Below are 19,930 nucleotides of genomic sequence, written 5' to 3' on the forward strand. Positions count from 1 at the left end.
TACTTACGTCTGGAGGTACGACAGATGAGTTTTGAGAATTTCAGGCAGATCATTAACAAGGTTAAGGGTATGCCCAAGCGGCGGGTTTGCGTGGCTGCAGCCGACGACGACAGCGTTCTGGCGGCTGTCAAGAAGGCGCGCAAGGAGGAGATCGCCGATTTCCTGCTGGTCGGCCACCAGGATCACATCTGGAGGCTGGCCCTGGAAGTGGGGCTGAACCTGAACGGCATCGACTTCATCCACGAGCCCGACCCCATAGAAGCCACGCGTATCGCGGTCGAGAAAGTCGCTACAGGTGAGGCCGACGTATTGATGAAGGGCATGGTCAACAGCGCCGACCTGCTCAGGACCATTCTCAACCCCGCCTACGGCTTCCGGACAGGAAATATCCTGAGCCACATCGCCGCCCTGGAGATACCTGGCTATCAGCGGCTCGTGTATATAACCGACGCCGGTTTCAATATCGCTCCGGATTTTGAACAGAAGGCAGCAATTTTGAATAACGCTGTGAGGTTCATGCATACGATGGGCATTCCCGAGCCTAAAGTCGCTGTCTTATCGGCGAATGAAAAGGTCAACCCCAAGATGCCGTCGACCATTGACGCCGCGAAACTGGCCGGGATGGCTGAGCGAGGGGAAATCAAGGGGGCCCTGGTCGAAGGGCCGATGGCTCTTGATGTGGCTTTCAGCGCCGAAGCGGCAGAGCAGAAGGGGATTCACAACCCGGTAGCAGGAAGGGCCGACCTTTTGCTGGTTCCCGATATCGAGGTCGGCAACGCGGTAAGCAAGGCCATTATGTACTTTGCCAACGGCCGCATGGCTGGGCTGGTCCTCGGTGCGGCGAAACCGGTGGTGTTTGCCTCTAGAGCGGAAACTCCTTACGGCAAAGCCACTTCCATAGCTATGGCCTGCTATTCAGTGGCCCAGTCGTAGGTGAAGAGCACCCATGCTGTATAAAGGAGACGAACTCATTAACTATAGGCGTGTGCGACCTGCTTTCTTTGTAAATAATATAGAAATCCCGAAGTAAAGAAATTCTTTTGATCCGAACAGGTATAAGCGTGCACAGCTTCAATTCTTTTTGAACCGCCCACACGGAAATGATACTGGCGCCAAAACCGGCTTCTACAGCCCTCTTTACCGCCTCGATGCTTCCTAATTCCATGACAACATTTAATGCAGAAAATTCTACTCCAGCTTCCCTCAATCTTTTTTCGGTAACTTTTCTTGTGCCCGACCCCTGCTCTCGCAACACCAGAGGCAGCGCAACGAATTCATCCAGCGAGATAGACTTCCGTCCGGCTAAAGGGTGACCGGTCGGGATTATTACAATCAGCTCATCTTGCAAAAATGGACTTACAACTAACTCCTGATCATCAATATGACTTTCCACCAGCCCTAAATCTAAGATGTGCTCTGATACCCACCTTGTAATTCGCTCTGTATTGGTTACCTGTAGAAATACCTTGACCTGTGGATACTGATTCTTAAAACGGCCAATTAGCTGAGGAATTACATACTCACCCAAAGTAAAACTTGCTCCAATAGATAGGGTGCCTCTCATAGAACCTGTTATGGCAGAGATGTCTTTTTCCGCATCATCCGCCAAAGACAGGATCTTCTCCACGTAATCATACAGAACACGCCCGGCTTCTGTCAGATTCACCTGGTGGGTATTTCGTTCGAGTAACTTTGCTCCGAAGTGGTCTTCCAGGGATTTAATTTGCATGCTAACGGCTGGCTGCGAGATGAACAAATTCCGCGCAGCTTTAGAAAAACTCTTCTTATCAGCTACTACCTTGAAAATATGCAATTGATGAAAGTTCATAGCTTGCTACGACCTACCCTTAACAACCAAAACAGGAATTTCAGATGCTTCAACTACAGCTGCAGCAACGCTGCCCAAAGCTATCCTTTTTATGCCAGTCAACCCAGTATCCCCCACAACGATTAAGTCGGCCCCATCTCCTTCGGCAACATCCACAATCTGTTTAACAGGATTACCGCTTAAAAGAAGCAGTCTAACACTTAAATGGTTTGCTTCGCCATACCTCCGCGCAAGTTCCAAACCAGCCAATCCATAGCGAATTCTTTTGCTTTTCTTTGCCAGATATGCCCATTGGTCTTCTGGAATAACATTATCTTCACCATCCGGGTTCACAAACACAGCAATTATTCGCGCCTCATGCCATCTAGCCAAACCTACGGCATATTTGGTCGCTTCAACGGCTGGAGCCGAACCGTCTACTCCCAGAACAATCTTTTTGATAGAAGCATTTACTATTCCCGGTTGAAATTCATTCAAGAGCCGCTCCGCCATCCCGCTTAACATTATTAATTCAACGCCTCCCAACTTAAAAGTGAACAGTACGAACAACCCCAAAACTAACAATTGAAATGGCCAGGGAACCGAGTAGCCCGATAAAGAGCGATTTTAAACCCATACGGCGAAACATCACCATTTCAACGCTAAGCCCCATACCTGCCATAGCAATAGTCAAAAAGAGAGTGCTGATTTGTAGAAGTATAGAAGCAAGCTCATCGGTTATTAAACCAATGGTTCTAAGGCAGCTCATCCCTAAAAAACCAATAAGAAACCAGGGAATGGATAAGTTGTACCGCCCGCTAATTTGTTCTTTCTTGACACTTCTAAAGTTAAACCAAAGACTGATCCCAAAAGTAACGGGAACCAACAGGACCACCCGGCCAAGTTTGGTTAAAATAGCCATATTCGCTGCAGGGCTCCCTGCCGATTGAGTTGCAGCTATAACGTGTGCTATTTCATGTAGGGTTGCTCCTGCAAAAACACCGTAAGAATTTGAATCCATTCCCCAAAACGACTGTAATAAGACATACAAAACACTGCCAATAGTCCCTAAAAGAGCAACACTAGCTATTGATACAACTGTTTCGTCCTCGTTGGCCTTAACCGTTGGCGCAACGGCAGCTATTGCAGCGGCCCCACAAATTCCTGTTCCTACCGCTGTTAATAAAGCCAGTCGTTCCTCTACAGCAAACAAGCGCCCCAGGAAACAAATAACAACAATAGCCAGTAAAATAACTGCGGCATCGAGAAGAATAACTTTTGAACCTGCAGCAACTATAGCATCGAGGTTGAGTCGAACACCCATCAAAATGATACCATAGCGCAGAAGTCTCTTACTAGCAAAGTTTATTCCGACAGTGGCATGTTTAGGAATTCCCATAACTGCCCGCCAGCCTATGCCAATTAAAATAGCAATAACCATTTGTCCGAATACACAAAAAAAAGGTAATGAAACAACATTATGGGCAATAACTCCAACCACCATAGCTAAAATGAATCCTTGTATACTACCGCGCAAAAGTACTCTGTGTTGAAGAATTTCAACTTGCACTTCACCATCTCCCCTTTAGTTCTTACCAAGTCTACCACTAAAGGGCGTGACAAAGGAAATACCGGTCAATAATAACCGTTATAATTTGATATTTATTAAAAATGCGGACTTAAACTAATAATGGATTTTGCCAGCACCGCCAGCAAGTGCACGTGTTAGCGCCAGGATTATTTGACATCCATTGACGAGATATGATGGCAGGATAGTTTTGGATGGGGTAAAATGCTGGGAAGAGCCACTATCCTGGCATTCCGTGCTTGCATCGCCACGGTCACTATACCCGTCATCCCGTGACACGCTTTGCCATCTACAAAGTTCCCGTCTACCGTTGGTACTGTCCTCGGTGTAAGAAGACCGTAAGCCTGTTGCCGGATTTTCTTGTTCCCTACGGCCGGTTCATCAATATCGTCCGTGAGAAGGCCGTCCGCCTGGTTGTTGGCGGCAAGACCAAGAGCCAAGTGGTGTTAAGGGTTAGTTCACCCGCCGTAAGCGTTATCTCAACTGCATACGGCAAAGCCACTTCGATAGCCATGGCTGCTATTCCGTGGCGCAAACGGAAGCAGTGGCCGGTAGTCAGTAGTCAGTGAGTTCACTTCCAACTGCTAATTTTTAACTGTTATTCGGCTCATAGAGCCGAATGTTTCGGCAGACAATAGTTATAACTGCTCGAGGAGGTGAAACAATGGCAAGGGCAATCAAATGCACGGTCACGGAATGAGCATACAACCAGGACGTCATGTGTGACGCCCCTATGATTCACATCGATCACAACCGCACCAGTAAGGCCTCCAGTTCAGATCAGACCATGTGCCAGACCTTTAAGCCCAAAGACGAAGCGATGGACGAAGGCATCTAGCAAAACCGCGGTGATTCCGCGGTTTAATTTTCATAATGTCGTCTGAAGATTCACCAGAGGTTTTATAGAATACCTTTCGGTGGAGGGAGTTCCCTCTGGTGGTCGAATACTACCAGTAAGGACCTGTGGAAAAATACGTTCAAACTAATCTAAAACTGACCATCAAACCTTACTGAAAACGGGAACGAACTCTGGAATTATTCAAGTTTTTCAACAGTCCCGTAAGGGAGGTATCCGGGCGATGATCAACAGCCTATCCCCGATCAGGCCCGTCAGCGCCTTGAACTTCAATGTGCAGCAACTTTCGGCGGGGCAGGTTGTGCGCCTCACGGTGGTGGAGCCCGGTATCAACGGAGGCATCGTCAGCCTCGGGGGGGCTCTTTTCCGTGCACAGGGACAGTTACCCTCGGAGCCCGGACAAGCCTTTTGGGCTTTGGTCGAACGAGCCACGCCCGAGTTGATCCACGTCAGGCAGCTTCCTTCGAGACAGACCCAGCAAGGCCCGCCTACCCCGTCGAATCTGGCGTCGCTTATTGGACTGCCTAAGGGTGCCGACACCGATCTGGTCATTCGGGCCTTTCTCCGCTGGGGCCTGCCGATTGATCCTCAGGCCGTAAGGGATCTCCTTGCCGAAATGAAGAACGTTCCCCAGCATCTCCGAACCGTTTGGATTGAAGCCCGGGTGTGGTTGAGCGGTCTGAACTGGCCCAGAGAAAGCGCGGCCGGGGCAACCGGTTTACCGGGACAGCAGGAGCTGGCACAGGGGCGGGAGCAAGAGGGGGCTGTCTACTTAAAGGCGGGCACACAAGAGAACATGGACGGCAGGGTCGCTGTTGGAGATCGTATGGCCAGGGCGATGGATTACTTGCTCGGGCGTGAAAACGCAGGTCCTGAGGGTCTTCAAGCTCTCAACCGGGCCGAGGCGCCCGCTGGACAGGGACAGGTCTTCGCGGCGCACCTCAATGCCATGCCCTTTTTTGAAGGCAGGGTTTTTTGGCTTGACGAGCCCGTGAAGCAAGCGAATGGCAAGGAGAGGCCGGCCAGGGTCGTCCTGCACGTCCGGAGCAATACCCTGGGCGACCTGTGGGTTGACCTTGAGTTTAACGAGCGCGGCCTTAACGCCGGTGTTTATCTTCAGGATGAAAAGACGGCCGGCCTGGCCCGGCGCTGGGCGCCCGTTCTCGAGGAGCAGCTCAAAGCGCTGGGTCTTGAACTGCAAAGGGTTGCCGTGGAACAAAGGGACATCCGTTCACCGTTGGGGCTGTTGCTCCCCGGAGAAGTTTCCTATGAACCGATCAACGAGCGAGCCTGAACGGCTCGTAGGCATTAAGCATTAAGCGTTAGGCATTAGGCAGCAGGACGAAGTCAAATACCACAGAATCCCACAGCTTTCTTAGTGCATGCTGCGTGTAGTCAGATACAAACAAATTCGTGCTATCAAGACCTGGAGGAGAGTAGGTTGACGAAGGAAGGCAACGAGCAGCGAATTCCGAGGGCGGCGGCGGCTCTGGGCTACAACCCGGCACGGGACAACGCTCCCCGGGTGGTTGCGGCCGGGCGCGGCATGCTGGCCCAAAGGATAGAAGAAACCGCCCGGGAAGCGGGGGTGCCTGTTTACCGCGACGAGCAGCTGGCGTGGACATTGACGGCGCTCGGGCTTGACCGCGAGATTCCGGCGGAACTTTACGAGGTCGTCGCCACGGTGATCGCGTGGGTGTACTTACTGGAACAGGACGCAAGAAACAGAACGCAGGGGAAGGGGTAACACATATTTGATTAAGCTTCGCGTGGAAATAGACGGCGGCAGCCGGGGCAATCCGGGTCCGGCTGCGGCGGCCATCGTCGTCCGTGACCCGGACGGGAAAGTCTTGATGGAGCGCAGCCAATTCCTGGGCCGGACCACGAATAACGTTGCCGAGTGGGCATCCCTGGAGATGGCCGTCCGCACGCTCATCGCCGTAGCGCGCAAATACGGTCCCGTAGAGGCTGCCGTTCAGGCCGACAGCCAGCTTGTGGTACGCCAGTTTAACGGGGACTACCGCATTAAGGACGCCGGTTTGCAGCAGATTGCCGGCCGCGTCCGCCGCCTGCTGCTTGAGCACCCCGAAGTTAAAGTGCGCCTGGTGCACGTCCCGCGCGAGGAAAACAGGCTTGCTGATACCGCCGTTAACCGTGAGTTGGATAAAGTACTTAAGGCCAAATAGATCTCGCTTTTTTCATCCTCAATCCTTACTCGATGAAGAGCGTTATAGCGTTGGTACAGGACGGGCAGACTAGCCTTTAAGTTACAAGGTTATGTAGAGGAGGTCTGTACCTTTGGAAGGAACAGAGGTGACCGGGGTTACAGAAGTCCCGAGAGCTGAAGGAGCCGGTATCTCCAGAGAAAAGCTGGAAGTTCCAAGGGGAGCCATTCTGCAGCGGGACAAGAAGACGTATGCCATTGTGCCGCGGCTGGGAACGGCCGGCTTGATGGACGTCGATACCTTGAGGCGGCTGGCGGACGTGGCGGAAGAATTCAGCATTCCCGTCATCAAGATTACGGGGGCCCAGCGTATCGCCCTGGTCGGCCTGAAGGCCGAAGACGTGGAGGAAGTCTGGAACCGGCTCAATATGGAACCGGCTCCGGCTGTAGGGCCTTGTGTCCGTTACGTAACCGCCTGCCCGGGCACGGTGGCCTGCACTTACGGCCGGCAGGACGCCTTGGGCCTGGCCGGGGAACTGGAGAAGCGCCACCTGGGGCGGCACGAACTCGGTTCGAAGTTCAAGATCGGCATCAGCGGCTGCCCGATAAACTGCTGTGAAGCGTACCTGCGCGATTTCGGGGCTTTCGGCAAAGCCAAGGGGTGGACGGTGGCCATCGGCGGGCGCGCCGGGGCCCGCCCGCGCATCGGCGACAAGCTCGTCGAGAACGTTTCGTCCGACGAAGTCATGGAGCTTGTCGAGAGGACGATCAAGGTCTACGCCGAGCTGGGGAAGAAGGGCGAACGCCTGGGCACGTCCATTGAGAGGATCGGCTTCAAAGAATACCGCAAACGGATTCTGTCCTAGTAAACCCAGGACAAAATCCGGTCGTAAGTCGTAAGTCCCTGGCAGAATGTTGGTAAAAGCGAAGGAGCCCTGCGGCTCCTTCATTATACATTCACTTCTGTTTACGGCGGGAATCTAAGTGCTGGAGCTCTTAGATTTCTTTTCGCGCAGGTCGATGAACCTGTCCTTCAGCTTCTTCATTACCTGCGGCATCGTCGTGTATTCCATCTCGTCGAGCGGCAGGCGCTGGGGTTCAAACGGACCGAGACGGCGCATGTAATCCGTGATTTCGAGGGCCTTGGCACGGGCGGTGTCAAAGGCCGGGTCGTCGAACATATCCTGCGGTCCGACCAGTTTGCCTTCGGCCAGCTGGAAGCCCAGGCAGATCACCCGCGGCGGGCCGTCAAAGCGTGTCGGCCTGGACTCGCGCTGTGCTACCGGCATCAGCGGGCCGTGGTGCGAGCCGCGCATCCAGCCTGCAACAAGGTGCGGGAAAGCAAAGGCTTCCAGGGCTTCTCCAACGGCGGGGTAGCCGCTCTGGCAGCGTACGATGCAAACCGGGTCGTCCTTCCCGATGTACCGGCCGGCCATCAGATTAAGGCGCTGGGTACTCGAAACAGCGGCGATTTCCCCGGTGCCCCTGTGAAAGATGCGCTTGATCGAGAAGCGTCCGGGGGCCCCGATGAAGACCAGCATGTCGTAGATATCCTCGGGAGCCGAGAAAACGATTTTCTTGTTTTCGATAAGGTCGCGCACCTCGAAATTAAACCCCATGTGCATATTGGGGTCAATGACCAGGCCGATGGTGTTGAAGGGGTCGGCAAACATTTTATAGAGCGGGAAGTTGTAAGCGCCGGGTTCGGTCTTGTCGGCCATGAACACCAGGACGGTTTCACTCTTGCGCTCCTCGACTTCCATCTCGGCGATGCCCGGCCCCAAACCTTTGATGTTGCCGGAAAAAGCGTCGGCGAGGAGGTCCTGGCCGGCGCCGTAAAGCTTGAGCTTCTTGGCCACCTCCGTGCAGGCCGTGAAAACATCCCAGGCCATCTGGTGAATTTCGCCGTTGTTACGCCCCAGTTCGTGGGTCATGATCAGGTTGATATCGTCGCCGACGTGGGTGACGTGAAAGTCGATCAGAAGAGGGCTTCCGGAAAGAAGGCCTTTCGCTTTTTCAATGAGTTCGGGGTGTACCGAGGAGTGGCCGACGTACCCGCCAACGTCGGCCTTGATCACGGAAAGGGTTACTTTTTTACCCATTAATTATCCTCCCTAGATAAGATTAGACTAAAGACTTAAGACGTAAGATGCGGGAGTGAAAACCCCGGCTCCTCCCACAACTTACGGCTTATGACTTACGCGTGGATGAACAATACAATAATTACTTTGCTGGCAAAGTAATTATTCTAGGCTGCGTGAGGATATCCTCTTGGATGACGGTTGAATTCTGTGTTCTTTTTGGCCAAAATAAGCTGTTTTAGTTGACCTATTTACGCCTATTAATACAGCTTATTAGGCAATTTTGGCAATATGTCATATTTCTCGTTTTCGCCCCGTATTCTTCATCAGAATGCTTATGCGGGGTGGTAAATGCTTGTCGGCCGGTGATTCTTCTGGCTCAGGCAGTAAGCGAGCCGTAGCTAGTCTTGAGAGGGAGCTTTATGGCTCCCTCGTTCTTTTATGGTGTAATTGGTTGCTTTTGTGTGATAGGATAAACGGGAACCCAATAGTCTTAAGACAACCGAGGTGCAGACTGGACAATGGCGCTCGAACTTATCCATCTAAAAGGAAAGACATCCTATATTAAGGGTGCAGTCAATGTCGGAGTTTACGACCGCGGCGACGGAAAGTGCATTCTGGTGGACAGCGGGCTGGACGAGTCCAGTGGCCGCCAGTTGCTGCGGTGTCTGGAAGGAGCCAATTTGACGCCCTGTGCGGTGATCAATACGCACTCGCACGCCGACCATTTCGGGGCCAACAAGTTCGTCCGCAACCGGACCGGAGCCCGATTTTGGGCCACCTCCTTTGAAAAGGCTGTTATCGAGAACCCGCTCCTGGAGCCGGTTTTCCTCTTTTCTGCGGTGCCCGTCAAGGAGATGCGGACAAAGTTCTTGATGGGCCAGCCCTGCCCGGTTGACCACGTCCTTTCCGCAGGGCGGCAGGAGATCGCCGGCATCTCGATGGAGATCGTCGATCTTGCAGGACACGCCCCCGAGCAGGTCGGTGTCGTTACCCCGGATGACGTCTTTTTTGCCGCTGACGCTTTTGTTTCCGGGGATATCGTCGAGAAGTACCGCCTGCCGTATATGGCCGACCTGGTAGCGGCTAAGGAGTCGCTCCGGCGGGTAGGGTCGATGAGCCACAGTTGGGTTGTCCCTTCCCACGGGCGCCCTACCCGGGACCCGGGGGCGGATATAGCCGTCAACCTGCGGAAGATTACAGAAACCGAGGCACTGATCCTCAAACTGGCCGGGGAGGGAGCTACACGGGAAACGATTTTCTCCGGTGTTGTCGAGGCGTATGGCATCAACCTCGGGCCGGAACAATACGTCCTGGTGTTTGCCACCGTATCGGCCTATCTGGCAGGACTGTGCGCCGAGGGAAGACTGCGGATGCGCTTTGCAGGACCGCAGCTGCTGTGGGCCGCCGACTGCTGACTACCGACTACCTTTCCCGGCCAATTGGACCAGAAGGCTCTCCACCTGGAAAGGCGGGTAGTAAATAACCTGCACGTTGGGGTTGTCGTAAAGGAAGGTCGGAAGATAATCGCGGCACAGTGCCGGGACACAGAGAAAAAGCTTGGCGTCTGAGAAATCGCTGAAACTCTCGATTTGTTCCTGGATCCTTTTGGACATTAAGTCCTGCTTGTTCTTGATCTCGCCGATGGCGTACAGACCCAGTTCCTCGTGAACGGCCAGGACAGCCGGCTGGTATCCCTGGATCAGCGGCGGGGCCGGATAATCGTCGTGGTCGGCATGCGTTACTTTGTAACCTAAATGCTCCAGGTGTTTGACAAGATGATCGAGCATGGTTTGTCGCTCTGTTAAGGGCACTTGCTCACACTCCAAACGCTCCTTGGCAGCATTATAATTCATAAAGCTTTGGAAGAAAAGCAACCAGGGATGCCACTAAAAGGTTATTTTGGCTAACTTTGGCTAGGAGAGATATGATGACCGTTCTGGTTACGGGCGGCGCCGGATATATCGGCAGCCACGTGGTCAAGGAACTGCTGGAGCGAGGTTATGACACGGTCACCCTTGACGATTTAAGCAAGGGGCACCGCCGGGCTGTCCCCGGCGGGGCCTTTGTCGAGGGCGACTGCGGAGATCCAAAGCTCGTTGACTGGATTTGTCAAGAGTATTGCGTGAGGGTTGTGGTGCACCTGGCGGCCGACAGCCTGGTCGGCGAGTCCATGGTTAAACCCGCCAGGTACTGCCGGAATAACCTTATCAACGGGATCAACCTGCTGGATGCCCTTATCGGGCGGGGTGTCTGCTGCTTTATTTTCTCTTCCACCGCCGCCGTCTACGGTGAACCGCAGGAAGTGCCCATTACCGAGGACCACCCGGCCCGGCCCGTCAACGTGTACGGCGCCACCAAGCTGATGCTGGAGAATGTCCTGGACTGGTATGACCGCGCCTACGGGTTGCGCTATGTCTCCCTGCGCTATTTCAACGCGGCGGGCGCCGACGAAAGCGCGGCGATGGGCGAAGACCACGACCCGGAAACACACCTTATCCCCATCGTTCTTCAGGCGGCGCTGGGCTTGCGGGAAAAGGTCACCGTCTTTGGGGACGACTACCCTACGCCGGACGGGACCTGCATACGCGACTACATCCACGTAACCGACCTTGCGGCGGCCCACGCCCTGGCGGTGGACGCTCTGCTGTCGGGCCGGCCCTCGGCTGTTTACAACCTGGGGAACGAGCGGGGCCATTCGGTGCGGGAGGTAATCGATACGGCCCGGAGAGTGACCGGCCGCGACATACCGGTAGAAACAGGTTTTCGGAGAGAGGGCGATCCGGCCGTGCTGGTCGCCGGTTCGCATAAGATCCAGCGGGAACTGGGCTGGCGGCCGCGTTACGACGACCTGGAAACGATCATCCGTACGGCCTGGGAGTGGCACCGCCGGCACCCCGGCGGGTACGGCGGATAGTATCAGGTGTTTTACTCTGCAGGTGCAGGACTATAACTACAATTTATGAGTATTACCTCCCGAATATTGAGGATGCCTACGAAAAACAAAAGTGAAGACACATGAAAGGGAGGTAATAGGATGAAACGTATTTTGGCGCTGATGTTGGCTGCAGTTTTTGTCCTTGTTATGGCCGCGCCTGCTCTCGGCGTTTCGGCCTCGGCCAAGGCCGGTGTAAGTCTTAAGGCCCAGGCCGGTGTCTGCACGCAGGATTGCGACCAAACCCAGGACCGCTTGCAAGAGCGGGACCGGGAGCGTACCTCCTGGGACAAGGAGGCCGCCGGACAGGGTAACGCCTTCGGGTGGCGGCACAGGTTGACGGTAAACGGGCAGGTATACCAGTTTGGCGATGTTCCTCCGGTTATCAAGGAAGGCCGTGTTTTGATTCCTCTCCGTGCCGTAATGGCCGCTCTGGGCGCCGAGGTGAAGTGGGACGCGGAAACCAAGACGGTCACGATTATTGGTGATAAAACTGTAGTCATCAAGGTCGACAGCAAAGTCGTGATCGTGGACGGGGAAGAACAGACGCTGGACGTGCCGGCGAAGAACGTGAACTGCCGTGTGGTCGTCCCCCTGCGTTTCATCGCTCAGGCGCTGGGATGCAAGGTTGATTTCAACGCCCAGACCCAGACGGTGAGCGTCGTCAGTGCCGATGCTTCCTGATTTTGGGATTGAACCGGATCCGACCTGAGATTCGACACCAAGGCCTCCGTCCAACCGGAGGCCTTGGTGCTTATAGGGTGCGATAGAATAGCGCCTGGCACTAACTTATTGGTGTTTTGCCGTACTTAACCATTAGAGCCGGGCCCCTATAACGAGACCCGGCTCAACCGTTACTCCGCGCCCGCCGCGAGATAGGTTCTGACCTTTTCGGTGTTGAACTTCGCCTCGGCATCCTTTTCCGGTGTGAGCAGAGAAACCACAAAGGCCGTTGCGAAGCTCGCTGTCATTGAGATGATTGCCGGGTTCTTCAGCGGAAAGATGGGCGCCGGGTTCTTGAACACATCAACCCAGACCGTCGGGCTCAAGACGATGAGCACGGTGGCCAGAACAGAGCCGACAATGATGGATGCCGTCGCGCCCGCCGTGCTCAGCTTCCTCCAGGTGATTGACAGGAAGAGCGCCGGGAAGTTCGCGCTGCAAGCAACGGCAAAGGCAAGGCCCACCATGAAAGCGACGTTCTGTCCCTTGAAGAGGATGCCCAGAAGGATGGCCAGGACACCGACAAAAATGGTGGCGATCCGGGCAACCTTGACCTGATTTATTTCGGTGGCCTTTCCGCCCTTAACCACGTTAACATAAATGTCGTGCGACAGAGCGGACGCACCGGCGAGTGTCAGCCCGGCGACGACCGCCAGGATGGTCGCGAAGGCCACAGCGGCGATAAACCCGAGGAACGGGAGGCCACCCAGTAGCTCCGAGAGAAGCAGCGCCGCCATATTGCCACCCTTGTCAATACTGCTAATGACCTCGCGACCTACCAAAACCGAGGCGCCGAATCCGACGAGCGGGATGATACAGTAGAAATATCCGATAAACCCCGTCGCCCAGGCCACTGACTTCCGCGCATCCTTGGCGTTGGCAACGGTGTAGAAGCGCATCAGGATGTGGGGCAGACCCAGGAGGCCGAACATCAGCGCTAAACCGAGGGAGACGGCGTCGAGCGGGTTACTGATCAGCGTGCCGGGTTCAAGAGCCGCCTGGCCGAAATTGGCCGCTACCGCGCTGTATAACTCCCCGGGTTTAAAGTCAAACCGGGCCATGGTCAGCAGCATTAAGACCGTAACGCCGCCGAGCAGCAGGACGGCTTTGATGATCTGTACCCAGGTTGTGGCGATCATCCCGCCGAAGAGCACGTACATCAGCATTACCACGCCGACGATGATGATTGCGACCTCATATGGAAGACCAAACATCAGCTTGATGAGGCTGCCGGCGCCCACCATCTGGGCGATGGTATAAAATAGGACGGTAAGGATGCTGCCGATGGCCGCGGCGATCCGGACGGGCCGCTGCCGCAGCCTGTAGGCCACCACGTCGGCGAAAGTGAATTTCCCCAGGTTCCGGAGCGGCTCCGCGATGAGAAAGAGCAACACCGGCCATCCCACCAGCCAACCGACTGCATAAAGCATGCCGTCAAATCCCTTTAAAGCAACCATACCGGCAATACCCAAGAACGAAGCCGCGCTCATGTAATCCCCCGCCAAAGCGAAGCCGTTCTGAAGCGCCGATACGCTCCGCCCGGCGGCGTAGTACTCCGTAGTTGTTTTCGTCCTCCGGGCCGCCCAGAAGGTTATCGCGAGAGAGACAGCCACAAAGAGAAAGAAAAAGGTTATCCCCAGAGCTGTGGGTTGCCCCAAAGACGTCTGCATTATTGCACCCCCCGTTTTTTACGATCTTCGAGCGACTGCCGTAACGCCGTTACCCTCGAATCATAGCTCGAATTGGCCCACAAAACGTAAACAAGAGTGAGGACAAAAGAGATTACGATTACAAGGACCACCATCGGGATACCGAGAGTGGTTGCATCCCCTATCTTGCGGGCGATGGTTTCCTTCGAATAGCCGACCAATAGAATGAATCCGTAATAGCTGACGAAGACCAGCAACGTTAGAATACTCGCCACCGTCCACCGCGCAACAACGAGACTTTTGAACTCCGGCAAGTCCTCGATTCTCTGTTCATCCCTATCCATAATGACCCCCCTTAAAAGCCCTTAAGCTGTTTGCGACATGCGTCTAACTCGAACCCCTTATGTTTCTTCCTTGAAACTCTTCTCTTCTTTGAACCACCCCAGTCCTCCCTTCTGCTAATTACGAATTTTTAGAATGTTGTATCAATTTAATCCTATGTGGTTCCCTGCTGCCGGCCAACATTTTATTCTTTAAAGACTGAAAACTGGGCCCGAACGGTTTCTGCATCGGGTATACCGGAGTCGGGCTCTTAAATAAGTTCGATTCTTGCGCCTGGCAAGGGCCGGCTTGCATTTGAGCCAAAGAATTAGACTTTTCAAGGCCTGACTCCACCCTTTCAACGACACCACGCTGACACTAACGGCTAACTGCCGACCGCCGGCTGCCGACAGCAAACCGCTTGTCCAGTATTTAACTGTTAATCGCGAACAGCAAACAAAGAACCCCAAGGCTATTATCCTTGGGGTTCTGAATCTCTTCTTTGTGCGAAGTCGTTAAAGCTTCAGCCCGCGCGCCGGCGCAAGGTTCTGATGGCGATTTCGTGTTCTCCCAGCACTTCGAAGACCGAAGCCTGGTTTTCTTTGATCTCCTTAACGTCTTCTCGGAGCTCGGCCATTTGCGCCTCCAGCCTGGCTTGGCCCTCCTTAAGTTCGGCCACATCGGCCTTAAGTTCGGCCACATCGGCCTTAAGTTCGGCCACATCGGCCTTAAGTTCGGCCACATCGGCCTTAAGTTCGGCCACATCGGCCTTGAGTTCGGCGACATCGGCCTTGAGTTCGGCCACATCGGCCTTAAGTTCGACCACATCGGTCCGCAGTTCCTCGACTGCGGCGTTGGTATTGCCGACGATGCGCAAAAGATCGCCGACCATCGTATACAGCTGTTCAATGCGCTCCTCGGACATCGGATCAGCTCCTCTCCGGCTGCCTGGCAACCTTTTGTATTTATTCGCCGGGACAGTTGTAAATCCTGCTCACTTACCAGAAACAGGCAGGCATTACGCGCAAGCATCTGACCGAAGGGTGCCCGGATTTGAGGAGCGCAAGATCTCCGCTATCAAGCTCGATACATAAAAAAATTGCAGCGCAATTTTCGTTTGCAAAATGTTTGCAAATGCGCTGCAGTACTTCAGCGGGTAAAACCCGCAATCCCTTGTCATTATTGGTGGGCGATGCTGGGATCGAACCAGCGGCCTCTTGAATGTGAGTCAAGCGCTCTCCCCCTGAGCTAATCGCCCGTTTGCAAAAACCATTATAGCACGGCCCCTGTGTTATTGCAAGTTCTTACGCCGGCCGCGCAGGCAGCTCCATAGCAGCAGCCCGCCGGCTACGGCGCTCACGGCCACGGCCGCATCAGCGGCGCGGATGCCTAACACACGGTAGCCGCTGGTGCTGAAGAAACCGGCGGCTACGACGAAGGCTGCCGAGAGCAGGGCCAGGATCGAACGGTGAACGAGCCTTTTCAGCAGCAGTCCGAAGCGGTCGATGGAGGGGTTTTCCTGGGTAAACCGCAGTTCGCCCCTTCCCGCCAGGGCCAGCAGGTGGCTCAGCCGTCCGGGGATCTCGGCGGCCGTCCGCGCCAGGTCGGGGATTTCCTCCAGCAGTACGCGCTGTGCGCGGGCCCAGCTCAGCCGTTCGGTGACAAGGCGTTTGGCAAGGGGCTGCGCCAGCTCGGCCAATCTGACGTCGGGGTTAAGCTGACGGGCCACGCCGTCGGCCGTGACCAGGGCCTTGATCAGCATGGTCAGCTCGGTGGGCAGCCTGATATGGTGCTTGTAGGCCACGCGCATCAGGTCGGTCAGCGACTCGGCGACCCGTATCTGCGTAATCGGCACGTCGTAGTATTTTTCCTGGAGCCGCTCGATGTCACGGCGGACGGCGACGGGGGAAACGCTCGGCGGGACGACGCCCATCTCCCTGATTGCCCGGAAAACGACGGACGAGTCCTTCTTGACCAGGCCCAGAACCATCAATCCCAGGCTGTCCTTTGTCTCCCGCGAAAGACGGCCGACGATGCCGAAGTCCATCATGGCCAGGCGGCCGTCGCCGGTAACGGCAAGATTGCCGGGGTGCGGGTCGGCGTGAAACTCTCCGTCGACAAGGATTTGGCGCAACAGCGTGTTGGCGACAAGCAGGCCCAGACGCTTGGTGTCGATGCCGGCGGCGACGATGGCCTTGAGGTTGTTCAGTTTGATGCCGTGGACGCAGCTCATGGTCAAAACCGTTTTGGCCGTGTAATCCCAGTAAACCTTGGGGATGACGACATTGGGGTCGTTCAGGGCGTTGCGCCGCAGGGCTTCGGCGTGGCGGGCCTCCTCGCGGAAGTCCGTCTCCTCGGCGATAATCTGCGTGAACTCGTCGGCCAGCTCGGCGAAGCCGTAAACTTTACCCCAGGCGGTGTGCCGGTCGGCCCAGCGGGCGAAGTCGTGCAGGATGGCGATATCCACCAGCATCGCCTGAGCGACGCCCGGGCGCTGTACTTTTACGACGACTTCTTCCCCGCTGGAGAGCCTGGCCCGGTGGACCTGCGCGACCGAGGCGGCGGCGATGGGGACCGGGTCGAATTCGGCGAAGGCGTCCTCCAGCTGAACGTTCATTTCGCGTTCGACCTGCCGGCGAACCTCGGGGAACGGGAACGGCGGCACATCGTCCTGGAGCTTTTCCAGCTCGCGGATATACTCGTCCGTCAGCAGGTCGGCTCTGGTGCTCAAGAGCTGCCCCAGCTTGATGAAAACAGGGCCCAGTTCCTCCAGGACCGTGCGCAGGCGCTCCGCGGAAGAGCGGCGGGTCTTTGGCTGTTCCTGGCGCCTGAACAGCCTGCGGGGTTGGGCGACCAGGTCAGCCAGTCCGACGTACTGAAGGACGAAATCAAAACCGTGCGCGGCCAGCACGCGTGCTATCCGGCGGTACCTCTGGGCTTTTTGGTAGCGGAGAATGATGCGCCCGAACAAGAACGCCACCTCGGTTTTAGCATATCATAACGACCGCAAAATCACTCCGCGCCTTTTTCAGGCGACAAGGGTTTCGGTCGGGCCGACATCGTCGAAGTTTGTTGACTCTTAGGGAAACCTACCTTAAAATGGATTTTAAGGTGCCAAGCTTTTTGCCTCTTCTTGGCGTCCTTGGTGGTTGTCTTTCTCCGGTTTTTATCTTAGCGATCTTGGCGTCTTGGCGGTTTAGAAAACCAAACCCCGGTCTTTTTTGGCGTAGAAGCAGGAAGCGGAGTTTTTCAGCAGCATTTGACTAGACAACGAGCAAATGAAGGAGGCAGGGTCCGGCGCAAGCCGCATCCGCAAACATGGCGAAAAAAGCGAAGCAGACGAAGAAAACGGCGACTGCGCAACAAGCATCGACTGTAACAACATCCGATACCGCAGCAGCACAACGGCCGCTGGTCCTCTCCATCGCCTTCTGGGGCCTGGCGGCGTTGCTGTTTATCACCCCGTTCTTCCGGGGCCTGTTCTTCGCCGAGGAACAGTACCGGGCTTTAATCTTTGCGGCGGTTCTTTTCTGGCTGGTCTTCTACGGCCGGTGGACGCAGCGGCGGTACAAGGCGTTCGAACATCCCCTGGACTACCTCATGCTGGGCCTGCCGGTCGTCTGCATTTACAGCGCGTTCTTTGCGGTCAACACCGGGCTGGCCGTGACCGAGGTGGCCAAGAACGTTCTCTATTTCCTGGTCTTCTGGGTGACAGTTAGGCTGGTCCGCTCGGATAAAGATGCTAACCAACTGCTGAAGGTCGTCTACTGTGCGGCTGTGGCCGTAGCCCTGGCCGGCCTGGCGACGGCGACGGGGATTATCCATATCAAGGACGGCTTCCTGAGCGGCCGCTTCTACTCTTCTTTCCAGTATCCTAACGCCCTGGCCAGTTACCTGATGGCGGGATTCTTCCTCGGCATCTACTTCTGGAACAGCGCCGGCGGTTCATCCGCCCGGCTGCAGGAGTGGCTGCCTTTCGCCAAGCTCCCCGAATGGCTGGCCAAGACCAACCCCTGGCCGTACCTCTTTGCTCTCAGCAATTTTATTGTCCTGACCGTTTTCGTGGGGGCCAAATCTAACGGCGGCTTCCTGGTCTTCATCTTGATACTGCCCTTGTTCTTTATCTTCAGTGCTAGAACAGACCGTATACCCTACTTCTGGCACCTGGTGCTTACGGCGATTCCGTCCGCGCCGGCGGCCTTCCTCTTCATCCGCAGCGCGGAGGCCAAGAGCCCTGAAATCGCCTGGCTGTGGGTTTTACTTGGCTTGCTCGTTATCGTTGGTTCCCAGGCCCTGACCGACTGGTGGAACCGGAGCCTGAGACAGCGGTTTAAAGCGTACAGGAAAGCGATCATTGCCTCCGTCGCCGGGGCCTGTATGCTGGCCGCAGTCGGCGTGGGGATCTGGGTGGCTTCCAACGAGTCCATCAAGAGTCAGGTGCTCGACCTGACTAACGCGAAATATCGCATTGATTCCATCACCGACGCCTTTGAGATGTTCACCGCCAGGCCCCTGACCGGATGGGGCGGCGGCGGCTGGCAGGAGGCCTATCAGGCCTTCCAGAACTACCACTTCATCACCCGCCAGGCCCACGGTCACTACGCCCAGATCGGCGTGGAGACGGGTATCGCCGGCGTACTGCTGTTCGCCGCCCTGTGGGGCGTCTTCCTGTGGGCCAACCACCGCCTTTACCACGGGGCGAAGGACGCCGGGAGAAAGGCGCTTGTTCTGGTCGTCACCGTTGCCGGCGCGGCCATAGGCGTGCATGCCTCGATCGACTTCAACCTTTCGCTTGCCGCGCTGGCCCTCGTGCTCTGGGTTTTGTTCGGCATCACCGCCGCCTTGTCGCTGGTCAAAGAACCCGTGACGGAAGCGGCGCCCCGGAAACGGAAAGAGTCGTCCTACGTTCCTCTCAACAGCACCGCGCTCGTAACGGCGTCCGTTGCCGCGTTTATTATCATCTCCTTCGGTACGACCCTGGCTACGGCAAGCAGCCTTGCCCAGCAGGGCTACACCAAGCTCCGCAGCGGGGACATCAACGGCGGAATCGTCGCCCTGCAAAAGGCTTGTGCCTATAACCCGTTCGAGGGGAGCTACCATGCCGCCCTGGCCCAGGCCTACCAGGCTACGGGTTCCAAGGATGACCTGTCCAAGGCCGTTGAGGAAGCCAAGCTGGCGGCGCAGATGAGCTCCTACACGCCGGCCAGGTACCAGTTGCTGGCGAACCTGCTGGCGGCCCGGGGCAAGACCGAAGACGTTGCGAAGTACGCCGAGAAGGCGGTCGGCGTCGCGCCGCTCGACGTAAAACAGTACGATTTTCTTGCCCGTACGTACTTCTCTTTGGGTTACAGTTTGCTGAATGATGACCAGAAGGATCGGGCCCGGGTTTACCTGGAGAAGGCGCTGGAAGTGTCTTCCTCGATGGAGAAGATCAACAGCAGGCTGACGGCTGAAGAGAAGAAACTCTGGCAGGGGGCGAAGCTGGAACCGACGCCGGAGATGAAGCTCAGCCTCGGCGCCTCATCCTACCTGCTGGGCAAGTTCGACCAGGCGGGGAGCCTGCTGGATGAAGCCGTTCAAGGTATCGGGGATGACAACAGCAAGGCGCAGGCCATGCTTTGGCTGGCCCTTGTCAAGGAAAAGCAGGGGAAACAGGCCGAGGCGAACGCCCTGGTCGAAGAGGCTAAAAAGATCAACCCTGATTTCGAGCAGATCTACGATATCCTTAAGGGGTTACCTGTAATCGAATAGCACGATAGATACGCGACGAGCTTCCAGACATTATGCGTAAAACAGTAATCTAAAA

General features: G+C 55.7%; 20 protein-coding genes and 1 tRNA gene. 11 read left to right on the plus strand and 10 right to left on the minus strand.

Going from position 1 to position 19,930, the window contains the following annotated elements:
* Positions 1-24: 24 nt before the first annotated feature.
* Entirely contained in the window at positions 25-933 is a 909-nt protein-coding gene (locus ACPV0M_RS01380; RefSeq protein ID WP_425621212.1) for a bifunctional enoyl-CoA hydratase/phosphate acetyltransferase, read from the plus strand.
* Here the strand turns inward: ACPV0M_RS01380 and ACPV0M_RS01385 are convergent.
* The 3 genes from ACPV0M_RS01385 to ACPV0M_RS01395 are packed head-to-tail and all read right to left on the minus strand — an operon-like array spanning position 902 to position 3,377.
* On the minus strand, positions 902-1,828 hold the full coding sequence (locus ACPV0M_RS01385) for a selenium metabolism-associated LysR family transcriptional regulator (RefSeq protein ID WP_425621213.1): 927 nt from the start codon (positions 1,826-1,828) through the stop codon (positions 902-904). The genes ACPV0M_RS01380 and ACPV0M_RS01385 overlap by 32 nt on opposite strands.
* A gap of 6 nt (positions 1,829-1,834) precedes the next feature.
* Positions 1,835-2,332, minus strand: a complete 498-nt coding sequence (locus tag ACPV0M_RS01390) for a universal stress protein (protein ID WP_425621214.1) — start codon at positions 2,330-2,332, stop codon at positions 1,835-1,837.
* 22 nt (positions 2,333-2,354) lie between these two features.
* Entirely contained in the window at positions 2,355-3,377 is a 1,023-nt protein-coding gene (locus ACPV0M_RS01395; RefSeq protein WP_425621215.1) for a YeiH family protein, read from the minus strand.
* Positions 3,378-3,667: 290 nt separating this feature from the next.
* Here ACPV0M_RS01395 and ACPV0M_RS01400 point away from each other — a divergent pair, with 290 nt between their 5' ends.
* From ACPV0M_RS01400 to ACPV0M_RS01425, 6 genes are all read left to right on the plus strand, one after another.
* The gene (locus tag ACPV0M_RS01400; RefSeq protein WP_425622230.1) at positions 3,668-3,964 is read left to right on the plus strand and encodes a DUF6431 domain-containing protein; all 297 of its coding nucleotides are present in this window, start codon (positions 3,668-3,670) and stop codon (positions 3,962-3,964) included.
* A gap of 164 nt (positions 3,965-4,128) precedes the next feature.
* Positions 4,129-4,233 (plus strand): hypothetical protein, encoded by a 105-nt coding sequence (locus ACPV0M_RS01405; RefSeq protein ID WP_425622231.1) that lies wholly within the window; start codon positions 4,129-4,131, stop codon positions 4,231-4,233.
* A 241-nt stretch (positions 4,234-4,474) separates the two neighbouring features.
* Positions 4,475-5,545: a hypothetical protein gene (locus ACPV0M_RS01410; RefSeq protein ID WP_425621216.1), complete on the plus strand. Its 1,071-nt coding sequence runs from the start codon at positions 4,475-4,477 to the stop codon at positions 5,543-5,545.
* Positions 5,546-5,692: 147 nt separating this feature from the next.
* Complete coding sequence (locus ACPV0M_RS01415) at positions 5,693-5,998, plus strand: EscU/YscU/HrcU family type III secretion system export apparatus switch protein (RefSeq protein WP_425621217.1); 306 nt, start codon at positions 5,693-5,695, stop codon at positions 5,996-5,998.
* Between the two features lie 7 nt (positions 5,999-6,005).
* Entirely contained in the window at positions 6,006-6,437 is a 432-nt protein-coding gene (locus tag ACPV0M_RS01420; RefSeq protein ID WP_425621218.1) for a ribonuclease HI family protein, read from the plus strand.
* A gap of 112 nt (positions 6,438-6,549) precedes the next feature.
* A complete protein-coding gene (locus ACPV0M_RS01425) occupies positions 6,550-7,281 on the plus strand; it encodes an NAD(P)/FAD-dependent oxidoreductase (protein ID WP_425621219.1) in 732 nt (243 codons plus the stop codon).
* 114 nt (positions 7,282-7,395) lie between these two features.
* Here ACPV0M_RS01425 and fbp read toward each other — a convergent pair whose 3' ends face one another.
* Positions 7,396-8,517: a fructose-1,6-bisphosphate aldolase/phosphatase gene (gene fbp, locus ACPV0M_RS01430; protein ID WP_425621220.1), complete on the minus strand. Its 1,122-nt coding sequence runs from the start codon at positions 8,515-8,517 to the stop codon at positions 7,396-7,398.
* Between the two features lie 500 nt (positions 8,518-9,017).
* Here fbp and ACPV0M_RS01435 point away from each other — a divergent pair, with 500 nt between their 5' ends.
* On the plus strand, positions 9,018-9,914 hold the full coding sequence (locus tag ACPV0M_RS01435) for an MBL fold metallo-hydrolase (RefSeq protein WP_425621221.1): 897 nt from the start codon (positions 9,018-9,020) through the stop codon (positions 9,912-9,914).
* Here the strand turns inward: ACPV0M_RS01435 and ACPV0M_RS01440 are convergent, their stop codons facing one another.
* Positions 9,915-10,310: a hypothetical protein gene (locus ACPV0M_RS01440; RefSeq protein WP_425621222.1), complete on the minus strand. Its 396-nt coding sequence runs from the start codon at positions 10,308-10,310 to the stop codon at positions 9,915-9,917.
* 116 nt (positions 10,311-10,426) lie between these two features.
* On the opposite strand from ACPV0M_RS01440, the gene galE reads away from it, so the two are divergent.
* The gene (gene galE / locus ACPV0M_RS01445; RefSeq protein WP_425621223.1) at positions 10,427-11,413 is read left to right on the plus strand and encodes a UDP-glucose 4-epimerase GalE; all 987 of its coding nucleotides are present in this window, start codon (positions 10,427-10,429) and stop codon (positions 11,411-11,413) included.
* Positions 11,414-11,533: 120 nt separating this feature from the next.
* Positions 11,534-12,115, plus strand: coding sequence for a copper amine oxidase N-terminal domain-containing protein (locus tag ACPV0M_RS01450; protein WP_425621224.1), 582 nt, complete (start codon positions 11,534-11,536; stop codon positions 12,113-12,115).
* 170 nt (positions 12,116-12,285) lie between these two features.
* On the opposite strand, the gene ACPV0M_RS01455 is transcribed toward ACPV0M_RS01450, so the two are convergent.
* The 5 genes from ACPV0M_RS01455 to ACPV0M_RS01475 form a co-directional block, all read right to left on the minus strand.
* Positions 12,286-13,824, minus strand: coding sequence for a sodium:solute symporter family transporter (locus tag ACPV0M_RS01455; RefSeq protein WP_425621225.1), 1,539 nt, complete (start codon positions 13,822-13,824; stop codon positions 12,286-12,288).
* The gene (locus ACPV0M_RS01460) at positions 13,824-14,147 is read right to left on the minus strand and encodes a DUF485 domain-containing protein (RefSeq protein ID WP_425621226.1); all 324 of its coding nucleotides are present in this window, start codon (positions 14,145-14,147) and stop codon (positions 13,824-13,826) included. Before ACPV0M_RS01460 ends, ACPV0M_RS01455 begins: the two co-directional genes overlap by 1 nt.
* 500 nt (positions 14,148-14,647) lie before the next feature.
* Positions 14,648-15,049 carry a hypothetical protein gene (locus tag ACPV0M_RS01465; protein WP_425621227.1) on the minus strand — a complete coding sequence of 134 codons (402 nt, stop codon included), beginning with the start codon at positions 15,047-15,049 and terminating at the stop codon, positions 14,648-14,650.
* Between the two features lie 258 nt (positions 15,050-15,307).
* Positions 15,308-15,382, minus strand: a tRNA-Val gene (locus ACPV0M_RS01470).
* 33 nt (positions 15,383-15,415) lie between these two features.
* Positions 15,416-17,095, minus strand: a complete 1,680-nt coding sequence (locus ACPV0M_RS01475; protein ID WP_425621228.1) for an ABC1 kinase family protein — start codon at positions 17,093-17,095, stop codon at positions 15,416-15,418.
* Between the two features lie 347 nt (positions 17,096-17,442).
* Between ACPV0M_RS01475 and ACPV0M_RS01480 the strand changes: the two genes are divergently transcribed.
* Positions 17,443-19,875 (plus strand): O-antigen ligase family protein, encoded by a 2,433-nt coding sequence (locus ACPV0M_RS01480; protein WP_425621229.1) that lies wholly within the window; start codon positions 17,443-17,445, stop codon positions 19,873-19,875.
* The last annotated feature ends 55 nt before the right edge of the window (positions 19,876-19,930 follow it).

The sequence above is a fragment of the Desulfosceptrum tomskiensis genome (assembly GCF_049818055.1).
Classification (GTDB): domain Bacteria; phylum Bacillota; class Desulfotomaculia; order Desulfotomaculales; family JASEER01; genus JBFLVT01.